The sequence below is a fragment of the Enterococcus sp. FR204 genome (assembly GCF_031143325.1).
GTDB classification, from domain to species: Bacteria; Bacillota; Bacilli; order Lactobacillales; family Enterococcaceae; genus Enterococcus_B; species Enterococcus_B faecium.
In genome coordinates, this window is record NZ_JAKZIW010000060.1 from 1 (window position 1) to 11,558 (window position 11,558).

Sequence of the window (11,558 nt, forward strand, 5' to 3'; positions counted from 1 at the left end):
ATTTATAACAAATAAACCAGAGAAATAGCCTATTTTGTGCCTGTTCTCTGGTTTATTTACATATTAGAAATTATTTTGTGATGATTTGATCTAAACTTGCTAGTGACAAAGCCATGGCAGCAATTTGACTTAATTGCGTTAATCGGTTCTTACGTACTGCTGGTTCTTCTGCCATGACCATCGTCTGATCAAAATAATTTTCGATCAGTGGGCGAAGGCTTACAAGCTGATCATAATTTTCGTTGATCGTTTGGTCAGCAAAGCTTGTTTTCATTGCCTCTACTGCTTTGTGCAGTTCTTTCTCCGCTTCGTTTTCGAACAGTTCAGGGTCTACTTCTGATTGTTTTTCAAGCTCCGCTTTTTTCGCTAAGTTCACGACACGTGTCAAAGCTTCCATCGATGGTTTGAAGTCTTCATCTGCAAGATGCTGCTTGAACAATTGTGCTGCTGCAAATACTTTTGTCAGATCTTTTTGTTCTGCATTCAAAACAGCTTCGATGACATCATGACGGATATTCTTCGTTGTCAATAATTGGCGCAGACGGCCTTTGATAAAGTCGATCACCTGTTGTTGTCCCGCTGACAAGCCAATGCCAAAACGATCCGTATCTTTACTGATAACTTCACTAATCGTTTCTTGCAGAACAGACAAAGGAAAGGCCCATTTTTTCGATTCGATGATTCGAACGACACCATATGCTTGACGGCGCAAAGCATATGGATCGTTTGAGCCACTTGGGATCATCCCAACTGCAAAGAAAGAAAAGATACTATCTAATTTATCAGAAATCGCTAAAACAGAACCTACTGTAGTCTCAGGTAAATCTCCTTCACTGGATATAGGCATGTAATGTTCACGGATCGCTGTTGCTACGGCTGGTTTCTCGCCTTTAAGCAGAGCATATTTTTCTCCCATGATCCCTTGTAGTTCAGGGAATTCTCCTACCATGTTGGTTACTAGATCAAATTTATAGATTTCAGCAGCGCGTTGCAGATCCATCAATTCTTCCTCAGATAGTCCTACTTGTTCGCCTATAATGCGGGCGATGACTTGTACCCGTTGCATTTTCTCGTAGATGCTACCGATTTTTTCATGGAAAGTAACAGTTTTTAATTTTTCAACGTATTGGTCGATTGAAGCTTTCTTGTCTTCATTATAAAAGAATTCCGCATCTTCTAAACGAGCAGTCAATACTTTTTGATTGCCTCGTACCACATTTTCCAATTTTACCCGATCGCCATTACGAGCAGAAATAAAATGAGGAAGCAACATACCTTGATCGTTCCGTACTTCGAAATAACGTTGATGTTCTTTCATAGAAGTGACTAGTACTTCTTCAGGAACAGAAAGATATTTTTCTTCGAAGTCGCCAGAAAAGACAGTTGGATATTCGACTAGATTGTTGACTTCTTCTAGTAAATCTTCGTCTAGATCAATGATCCAGTGATTTTTTTCTGCTAATTCGTTTGCTTGTGTGATGATCATTTCTTTTCTTTTTTGTGGTGAAGCAATAACAAATTGTTCATTTAATTTTTCTTCGTATTCTTTTGCATGTGTAAATGTCACATCTTCGCCTAAAAAACGATGACCTCTTGAAGCTCTGTCTGTTTTGATATCCAAGATCTCAAACGGGATTACTTCGTCATCTAACAATGCCACGATCCAGTGAATAGGGCGGATATATTCAAAATCGTATTCTGCCCAATGCATCGTTACTGGGAAAGTGAGGCTTTTAATGACATCTGCTAAACCTGTCAATACTTCTTTTGCTTCTTTGCCGTGAGTGTATTTCGTTACATAGACATATTCCACGCCTTTTAATTCTCTAAAAGTGATAGCATCTGTCGTCAGTCCTTGTCCGCGGACAAATCCTTCAGCTGCTTTCGTCCAGTTTCCATCTGCGTCCAAAGCAATTTTTTTGGCTGGTCCTTTGACTTCTTCTTCACTGTCTGCTTGACGTTCTGGAATGTTTGTTACTTTGATTGCTAAGCGGCGCGGTGTAGAAAACGTTTCGATCGTATCATAAGTCAATTGGTTTTCATCTAAAAATTTTGCTGTTTTTTCTTCTAATTGTTTCATGCTTGGTGTGACAACATGAGCAGGCATTTCTTCCAGCCCGATTTCAAGTAATAAGTCTTTTGCCATCTTATTCAGCCTCCTTCATGTTTTCTGGATTTGCTGTGTTTTTATTCAATAAAGGGAATCCTAATTTTTCGCGTTCTGCCACAAAGATTTTGGCTACAGCACGAGCCATGTTGCGGATACGGGAAAGATAACCTGCTCGTTCTGTTACGGATACTGCACCGCGAGCATCTAATAAGTTGAATGTATGGCTGCATTTCAAAATATAATCATACGCTGGATGAACAAGATTTTCATCGATACAGCGTTTAGCTTCTTTTTCAAAACGGTCAAAATTGCTTAGTAGCAAGTCTTGGTCGCTTACTTCAAAAGAATATTTGGAATGTTCATATTCTGGTTGTTTGAAGATCTCGCCATATTTCACGCCATCAGCCCATTCCAGATCATAGACACTTTCAACTTCTTGGATATAAGAAGCAAGACGTTCTAGTCCATAAGTGATCTCAGAAGTAACTGGTTTACAAGGTAGTCCTCCGACTTGCTGGAAGTATGTGAATTGTGTGATCTCCATCCCATCAAGCCATACTTCCCAGCCCACACCGGCACAACCCATCGATGGGTTCTCCCAGTTGTCTTCAACAAAACGGATGTCATGTTCTAATGGATCGATTCCTAAAAGGCGCAAGCTTTCTAAATAAAGCTCTTGGATATTCTCAGGTGAAGGTTTCATCACGACTTGGAATTGATGATGCTGATACAAACGGTTTGGGTTTTCACCATAACGTCCATCAGCTGGTCGGCGAGATGGTTCTACGTAAGCAGCATTCCATGGTTCTGGTCCGATTGCCCGTAAAAAGGTATATGGGCTCATCGTACCTGCTCCTTTTTCTGTGTCATAAGCTTGCATCAGCATGCAGCCGTTTGATGACCAAAATTTTTGTAATGTTAAAATCATATCTTGGACGGTCAATTTTTTACTCATCTGTTTTGCCCCTTTCAATTTTAAAGTGTTGCTGTCAAATAAGAATACAGGAAAGAAAACGACAAAAAATCCCTATGTCTGATTACAGACATAGGGACGAATAATTCGCGGTTCCACCCTACTTCCGAATAAAGATTCGGCAGCTTCATTTATCGTACTCGCAAGTGCCTCTTCAAAAATCGTTTGGGTCCGGCTCCCACTCTCCCGAACTCGCTAAACCACGTGTTTTTTACTGATCTTGGTCAATGTACGTATTCATTTTGCAGTTTTCTTGTTTCTATAATAGATCCTCTCAGTGAACGATCTATTTGATCTACGGTTAATAATAGACGGAACTCCCTGTGTTTGTCAAATGGTTTTGATTTTTTGTTGTATGTTTCATTTACTATTCTTCTTTTTTAGGTAGATCTTTTTCAGACATGTCTTTCTCTGGCGTCTTTAATACGTGTGCCCAAGACTTCATTTGATCGATGAACTTTTTGCTTTTCAAATGGATACCGACATATTCATCATACAGCTGGTCGATGAGTTCACGGATTGCTTGTTTGGTTTCTTCTTTCAGATGGATTCCACTGATCTTATCATAAGAAATAGCTGAAAACATCCGAACGAAATAAACAGCTCGAGGATCTGCATGATAACGGTGATCATCCATCGACCAGTGTCTTTCGCATATCACACCACCATATTTGGAAGAATAATCAAATTTTCCTTTTGTTTCCCCGCATACGACGCAGTGCGTCCAGATCGGCGCGATCCCGAAGCGTTGCAGTATTTGGACTTCAAAAATATTCGTGATGATTTCTGCATCATCTCCTTGGTCCATCCGTTGCAGTGCTTGTTGCGTAAACTGGAACAAATGCGGGTCGTACTGATGATCTTCGATTGCCGCATCTACTAGATTCAATAAATATGTGCCATAGCCGCTCAAAAAGATGTCTTCTTGGATGTGTCGAAACGCATGGACATCTTTGACACTGCTTAAAAATGGCAAACCTTCACTTCGAAAATTCCCGATATAAACTGCTTCAGTAAAAGGGAGCAAAGCCGGAGCTAATGGCTGATTTTGCCGATGGATCCCTTTGATATAAAACATCATTTTGCCAGAAGATTCCGTAAAGATTTTGACTAATTTATCTTTTTCTTTGTAATTACGGCTAGATAAAATCAAGCCTTTTGATTCTGCAAGCTGGCTCATATTCTCCCTCCTAAAAAATAAATCTGGAAAAGCAGATTCTGCCGATCCAGATCATTTATGTTGCGATCTTCCGCAGCTTTTCTCAACAAGCGGATTTTTATCCAGTTTATTTCTATACCTAACTTACGAGAAGCTCAGAATATCAGTATTCGTCTTTTCGGTAGCCGAAGTCTTGCAGATAGACTTTTTTGTCTCGCCAGTCTTTTTGAACTTTGACCCAAAGTTCTAGAAAGACTTTGTCTCCTAAAAGATTTTCGATATCTTTTCTCGCTTTCGTTCCTACTTGCTTCAGCATTTTTCCGCCTTTACCGATAATGATCCCTTTTTGGCTATCTCTTTCGACGATGATCGTAGCCTGGATATGGATTTTATCATTCTCGTTTCGCTTCATCGAATCAACAACGACTGCGACAGAATGAGGCACTTCGTCTCGTGTTAAAAACAAGACTTTCTCACGGATCAATTCAGAAACGATGAAGTATTCAGGATGATCAGTCACTTGATCATCTGGAAAATATTGTGGGCCCTCTGGCATTTCACTGACTAATACATCCATCAAACGTTCGACGTTGTTTCCTTCTGTAGCAGAAATTGGAATCACTTGTGCAAACGGCATCTGCGTTGAATAATCTTCGATGATTCCCAACAACTCGTCTGGATGGATTTTATCGATTTTATTGATAATCAGATAAACAGGAGAATGCACGTTTTTTAGACGTTCAATAATAAAATCGTCTCCCCGACCGCGTTTTTGATCAGCACTGATCATAAATAAGACCGCGTCCACTTCTTTCAACGCACTGTAAGCTGCTTCTACCATAAAATCTCCTAAACGATGCTTTGGTTTATGGATTCCTGGTGTGTCAATAAAAATCAACTGAGCTTCTGGTGTAGTATATACTCCTTGGATTTTATTTCTAGTTGTCTGCGCCTTATCACTCATGATGGCAATTTTTTGACCCACGATTCGATTCAATAATGTGGATTTTCCTACATTCGGGCGGCCGACGATTGCGACAAACCCTGATTTATGTTCTGGCATATACGTTCTCCTTTTTAATTAAACAACAAATGATATATTTTAGGGACAAATAAAATCAACCCAACGATGACGGCAAAACAAGCGGTCACTAAAACTGCTCCAGCTGCCATATCTTTGATTTTTTTCCCAATCGGATGAAAATGAAAATCCGTAAACATGTCCACGACATTTTCAAAAACAGTATTGATGATCTCTACTATCCATACGAGAAAAACAGCTAAAAGCAGCCATAACCATTCTATCCGATCAAGCTGGAAAATCACGCCCATAAACAAAGCGAGGATTCCGAACGAAACATGTTTCCTCATGTTGCGTTCTTCCTCAAAAACGGTTTTGACTCCTTGGACGGCAAATTCCACGGACATCAGGAAATGTTTGTTTTTCTCTACGTTTTTATCTTTTAAGTCCATAGGCATCTAAGATCTCTTTCTGTAAACCAAACATTTCTTTCTCATCCTCTGGTGTCATATGGTCATACCCGTTGATATGCAAGAATCCATGAACCGCTAAAAAGCCAAGTTCCCGATCATACGAATGGCCGTAAGCTTCTGCTTGCTCTGCAGCACGTTCAGTAGAGATCATGATGTCTCCCAGTACACGAGGCAATGGATTCTCTCCATCTTCAAAAATCACTGGGATTTCGTCTTCGCCCTCTTCTTCCAAGGCAAAACTGATGACGTCTGTCGGTGCATCTTTTCCACGGTAATCACGATTGATTACTTGGATCGCTGCGTTGTCCATGAAAGTAACAGACATTTCTGTTTCTTCTGGCAACTCTAAATATGATGCTGCAAATTGCAACAAGTCGTCGATTTCTTTCATTTTCTCTTCTGAGACTTGGTTTGTTTCATCCATGAAGGTAATATCCATTATACATCGCTTCTTTCTATTCTTCTTGCTATTCTTCTTGTTCTTCTTTTATCTTCTCAACTTCCGATTTCATTTTAGGATATTTGATCCGAGAATGGAAGGTACTGCTTAAACCGCTGATCAATGATTTTTCTACTTTACGGATTTCTTTTAACGTCAATCCACTGTCGTCCAATTGTCCATCGGAAATACGCTCTTCAATAAGATTATGGACAAAACTTTCGATTTTTTCGCTCGTTGGATGGTCCATTGCCCGTACTGCCGCTTCACAACTGTCAGCTATATTGACGATTCCTGCTTCACGGCTTTGAGGTTTTGGTCCAGGATAACGGAATTGCTCTTCCGTGACTTCCGGGTTGCGTTCCTTTGCCTTAACGTAGAAATAACGCATCAGCGTGGTTCCATGATGCTGTCTGCAAATATCGATCACCATTTGCGGCATATTATAATCTTCCAATATTTTGGCACCATCTGTCACATGTCCAAAGATAATGTGTTTACTGTCTTCTGGCAATAAGAAATTGTGCGGATTTTCCGCTCCTGAAGGCAAGTTCTCAACGAAAAAGCTGGCGTGTTTGATCTTGCCGATATCATGATAATAGCAAGCTACTCGAGTAAGTAAAGAACGTCCACCGATTTCTGCTACAGCATTAGCACTTAGATTGGCTACCATCATGCTGTGGTGATACGTACCTGGTGCTTCTTCCAGCAACTGTTTCAATAAAGGATGATTAGGATTTCTGAGTTCATTTAATACGATCACACTATCATCATTGACCATCAATTCAATATAGGGATGCAGACCTATCGTCAGCAAGAATGAGAACAGTGCACCTGTGAATCCGCAGACTAGCGTTAACCAAGTCGTTGCATCCCCAAAGCTCATTCCTTGGTAGATAATCAAAATGACATCCATCATCACAGGGAAAATAATGACCCACATAGCTGCGGATAACCCTTGTTCTGAGATTCGTTTGCGTCTGACGATTGTTGCCATGAGACCAGAAAATACATAGGACATCAAAATAACTGTCAGAAAGTTCGTGCCAATCGAATCATAAAAAATGAAAAGTGCGGATACTGCTTGGAAAATACCAGCCATGATCCCTGCTCTTCGATTCAAGAAAAAGCTTAAAACAAGTGGAGCAAAAGCCGCGGGGTAAAACAGCGGAATATAAGCAGCTTGTTCTGTTTGGAAGAGTTGGAAAAATTTCATTAGTACTACGCTGACTGACATTGCTGTCACGTAGAAAAGTACGTATTTTGTTCTTTCTCCTGCGTTTTGGAATTGAAGTGAATTATAAATCAGTACACCGATTTGAAGCAAAACAGCTAAAACCATGGCAATGAGTGGGAAAATCGAAGTCGTTTGATTCGTCAATCCTAGTAATTCCAATTTTTTCATCGCTGAAGCATCAATTTGATTTCCTTCGCGAACAATGATTTCTCCTTGGAAGATCATCACTGGTTGTACAGCTTCTCGTGCAGATTGTTTTAATTCTTCTGTCTTTTTCTCATTCAATACATCATTGACTACAATGCCTTGATCCACTAAGTAGCGAATCATTTGTTGCTGCTCTGTTGTGACATTCAAATACTGAATCTGATCTTCTGCTTCTTGTTTAAAAGCTTCCAATTCGCTTTCACGAACTTGTTTACTCATCTGTTCGTCAATGAGCTTCAAACTTTCATCCCTAACCGTGTGAATTTCCGTTTCAGTCATTTCAAATATCGTCGAATAAAAATTGTTCGGCAGTTTTTGGTAAAACGCAACGTTTTCTGCATTCACGTTTTCAAAATTTTTCTTCAGTGTAGCAATCCGCTCTTCTGTAGTAGGTTTCGGGATATTTTCATCTTCCTTCGCCTTATCTACCTTGTCATTATAAGATTTGTTGATGGTATCATTCGTCTTATCGATCAATTCGAATAATTGCTTGATCCGATTGTTCTGGTCATCTGCCAGATCTTTTTGATAAGTATATTCTGGAGTCACTGCTTCTGCTGCCAGTTTTCTTCTTTGTTCGGTTTCTTCCGTGTTCTCGATCGTTTTATTCGCACGGATACTCTCTTCTGCTACTTGGCCTTCTCTGAAATCATTGGCCTTTTGTTTGACACTACTAAATGTAACGCCGCAGACAATGATAAAAAACAAGAACAGAAGGAAAGGCAATGCTGCCTTTCCGAGTTTTTCTTGTAGTTTCTGCAGTGTTTTATTCAACATGTGCTTATCCTCCTAAGCAAAGCTTATTCTTGATGAAGATCCGCCTTTTCATAAGCTTTGATGATTTCGGCAACTACAGGGTGCCGAACAACGTCACTTGCTTCAAAATTAACAAAATCGATTTTTTTGATTTGCTTTAGTGTTCGTTCTGCATGAACAAGACCACTTGTCGTCCCTCGAGGCAAGTCTATCTGACTTGTATCCCCATTGACAATCATTTTTGATTGATAACCGAGACGGGTCAAGAACATTTTCATCTGAGCGACTGTCGTGTTTTGTGCTTCGTCCAAGATAACGAATGCATCATCCAATGTCCGCCCCCGCATGTAAGCTAATGGTGCGATTTCGATTACGCCTCGTTCCATCAATCGGTTCGTATGATCCAATCCAAAAATTTGGTATAAAGCATCATAAACAGGCCGCAGATAAGGATCCACTTTTTCTTTCAGATCCCCGGGTAGAAAGCCTAGGTTTTCCCCTGCCTCTACAGCGGGCCGCGTCAAAATGATTTTTTGCACTTCGCCTTTTTTTAGGGCAGCAATTGCTAATACTACGGCAAGAAACGTTTTCCCTGTTCCGGCTGGCCCTACACCAAATACGATGTCATGTTTGGCTACCGATTCAACGTATTTCTTTTGACCGCTGTTTTTTACCCGTATAGGTTTTCCATTACGGTCTTTGACGATCTCTTCCTCATACATCTCAACAAAATAATCTAATGTACCTTTTTGCCCCATTTTCAATGCCGTCACGACATCTGGTGTACTTACGTGGATTCCTCGTTTGATCAATTCCTGTAATGTCCGAATGACTGAGGCAGCCAAGGAAATCTGGGATTGTTCACCAATGATCTGAATGATTTCTCCACGTGTATGGATGGTTGTTTCCGTTGTTTCCTCGATCAGTTTTATATGCTTGTCGTGTGCACCTAAAAGCATGCTGACATCATCAGCAGCTGTCAATCTAATCTCTAAAGAACTAGACTCTTCCGTCAAAAATAGACATCCCCTTTTTTTCGATTCATTCTTTCCTATTTTACCATACTCAGAAGAAACTATATAGCAAATAAGAAAAGGTTGTAAAAGAGTCGTTTAACCATACGTACCAAGAAACGTTAAAAAATAGCCGTTTCCATTCGCTAAAAGTCTCGTTTTGATAAAAAGAATCTGAGAATGTAAGTTATATGAAAGTGGAGAACAAAATATTCCGTTTCATTCAGAGGTATTCTCTAGGTATTTTTCTTGTTTCAAAAAAAGAAAACAAAATAGTTAAAATATTCTTGCATTTCAAAAAAAACAGGTGTATTATTACGTCAACAAATAAACATACAGCAAAGCGTCGAGGAAAACAGTAGGCTATTCAACGATTTATTCCCAGTGAGTCATGTAAGTGAGAAATGACAATAAATCGAATAGACGAACATCATTTCCGAGTCAATGTCGAAAACGTAGATCATTGTGGCTGCCTCCATTATCAGGCTAGCGGATAACTTTATCAAAAAGCGTCCGTGAATGAAGAAGCTTTTTTAAGCGAAAAAAGGTGGTACCGTTCTAGAATCTAGAGCCCTTTTCCCAAGTGGAAAAGGGCTTTTTTTTATATTTTAAGGTGGTGGTTTTCATGGAATCTGATATTAGTGGCATTACTAATTGCTGCAACGTTTATATCGTCAATCAAAATGATAATTATTGGAGGAAAAATTTATGGAAGAAACAAAAACTTATTCATGGAAACAACTATTGATGGTCAGTTCACTTATCTTCGGGATGTTTTTCGGGTCAGGTAATCTAATCTTTCCTGTCCACTTAGGTCAAATGGCTGGCGCAAACTGGGTCAGTGCTGGCGTAGGATTTGCCATCTCAGGCGCTCTTTTCCCATTACTAGCTATCTTAGCTGTAGTAGTGACAAAAAGTGATGGTCTGTATGACTTAGCTAAACCTGTCGGAAAATGGTATGCTGCCTTGTTCTTAATCCTTGTTCATTTGACGATCGGACCATTTTTCGGTACACCACGGACAGCTGCTACTGCTTTTGAAATGGCTGCTAAACCATTTTTGCCTGAAAAATATAATTCATTAGGTATGTTTTTATTCTCTGCTCTTTTCTTTTTACTTGCTTATTTCCTTACTGTCCATCCCACACGGTTGGTCAAATACGTCGGAAAGTATCTAAACTCCTTGTTTCTTGCATTATTAGCAATCATTTTTGTCGTTTCTTTATTCCACCCAATGGGAAATCTAAATCAATCTGCTGCAGATACTTACCAAACAAACGCTTTAACAAATGGTGTCCTAGAAGGTTATAACACGGTTGATGCAGTAGCCTTGCTTGCCTTAAGTGTCACTTTTGTCCATGCAGTCCGTGACCTTGGTTTCAAAGATAAAAAAGTCACAGAATTAACAGCAAAAGCTGGTAGCCTGAGCGTTGCGCTAGAAGTCATGATCTATTTTGGTCTTGTTCTTCTCGGTGCGATGAGTTTGAATAAGATGTCTTTATCAGAAAATGGCGGAACTGCACTTTCTCAGATCACTAATTTTTATTTAGGTAACTTCGGCGCTAGCTTCTTAGGAGTGATGGTCACATTAGGTGTCTTCACTACCGCTATGGGACTCGTTGTTTCTTTTGCACAAGATTTCCATAAACTGTTCCCTAAAGTCAGTTATATGACATGGCTGCGGTTAACGACTTTCGTCTCTTTTGTCGTTGCAAATGCTGGTTTGGACAATATCATCCAATGGTCTTTACCAGTATTGATGCTTTTGTATCCATTGTCGCTTGCGTTGATTTTGCTTTCCTTAACAGCAAAATTTTTCCAAAAGACACCATTTGTCTATCAAGTAACGATGTTGTTTGCTGCTGTTCCCGCCGTATTGGATATGCTGGCAAATTCGCCTGCTTTAGTGAGTCAACAAAGAGTTGTAGCAAGCATGCTCGAATTTTATCATCATCACGTTCCTTTTGCTGCATTAGGACTTGGCTGGATGGTCCCAACGTTACTTGGGTATGCTGGCAGCTTACTCTTCTATTACGCCTATCGCCTATCAGGGTATAAACAAGAAGCAAATGAACTACCAGAAGAATAACCAGATCAAACACAATTTAACATAAGAAATATTAAACAGGAAAAAAACAGCTAGATGAAAGAATCCTATTCTTTCGTCTAGC

General features: G+C 39.8%; 9 protein-coding genes. 1 reads left to right on the top strand and 8 read right to left on the bottom strand.

What is annotated here, in order from left to right:
• Positions 1–70: 70 nt before the first annotated feature.
• From glyS to RG571_RS10950, 8 genes are all read right to left on the bottom strand, one after another.
• Positions 71–2,146 (bottom strand): glycine--tRNA ligase subunit beta, encoded by a 2,076-nt coding sequence (gene glyS / locus RG571_RS10915; RefSeq protein ID WP_195193785.1) that lies wholly within the window; start codon positions 2,144–2,146, stop codon positions 71–73.
• 1 nt (position 2,147) lies between these two features.
• The gene (gene glyQ, locus RG571_RS10920; RefSeq protein WP_002296161.1) at positions 2,148–3,065 is read right to left on the bottom strand and encodes a glycine--tRNA ligase subunit alpha; all 918 of its coding nucleotides are present in this window, start codon (positions 3,063–3,065) and stop codon (positions 2,148–2,150) included.
• A 385-nt stretch (positions 3,066–3,450) separates the two neighbouring features.
• On the bottom strand, positions 3,451–4,263 hold the full coding sequence (gene recO / locus RG571_RS10925; RefSeq protein ID WP_308947806.1) for a DNA repair protein RecO: 813 nt from the start codon (positions 4,261–4,263) through the stop codon (positions 3,451–3,453).
• A gap of 142 nt (positions 4,264–4,405) precedes the next feature.
• Positions 4,406–5,305 (bottom strand): GTPase Era, encoded by a 900-nt coding sequence (gene era, locus RG571_RS10930; RefSeq protein ID WP_002288753.1) that lies wholly within the window; start codon positions 5,303–5,305, stop codon positions 4,406–4,408.
• A gap of 14 nt (positions 5,306–5,319) precedes the next feature.
• Positions 5,320–5,715 (bottom strand): diacylglycerol kinase family protein, encoded by a 396-nt coding sequence (locus tag RG571_RS10935; RefSeq protein WP_024636060.1) that lies wholly within the window; start codon positions 5,713–5,715, stop codon positions 5,320–5,322.
• A complete protein-coding gene (ybeY, locus tag RG571_RS10940) occupies positions 5,699–6,175 on the bottom strand; it encodes an rRNA maturation RNase YbeY (protein ID WP_002291700.1) in 477 nt (158 codons plus the stop codon). The genes RG571_RS10935 and ybeY overlap by 17 nt, the downstream gene beginning before the upstream one ends.
• A gap of 28 nt (positions 6,176–6,203) precedes the next feature.
• Complete coding sequence (locus RG571_RS10945; RefSeq protein WP_308947807.1) at positions 6,204–8,396, bottom strand: HDIG domain-containing metalloprotein; 2,193 nt, start codon at positions 8,394–8,396, stop codon at positions 6,204–6,206.
• A gap of 23 nt (positions 8,397–8,419) precedes the next feature.
• Entirely contained in the window at positions 8,420–9,391 is a 972-nt protein-coding gene (locus tag RG571_RS10950) for a PhoH family protein (protein ID WP_002291698.1), read from the bottom strand.
• A gap of 705 nt (positions 9,392–10,096) precedes the next feature.
• Here RG571_RS10950 and brnQ point away from each other — a divergent pair.
• The gene (brnQ, locus tag RG571_RS10955) at positions 10,097–11,476 is read left to right on the top strand and encodes a branched-chain amino acid transport system II carrier protein (protein WP_002291696.1); all 1,380 of its coding nucleotides are present in this window, start codon (positions 10,097–10,099) and stop codon (positions 11,474–11,476) included.
• Positions 11,477–11,558 lie beyond the last annotated feature (82 nt).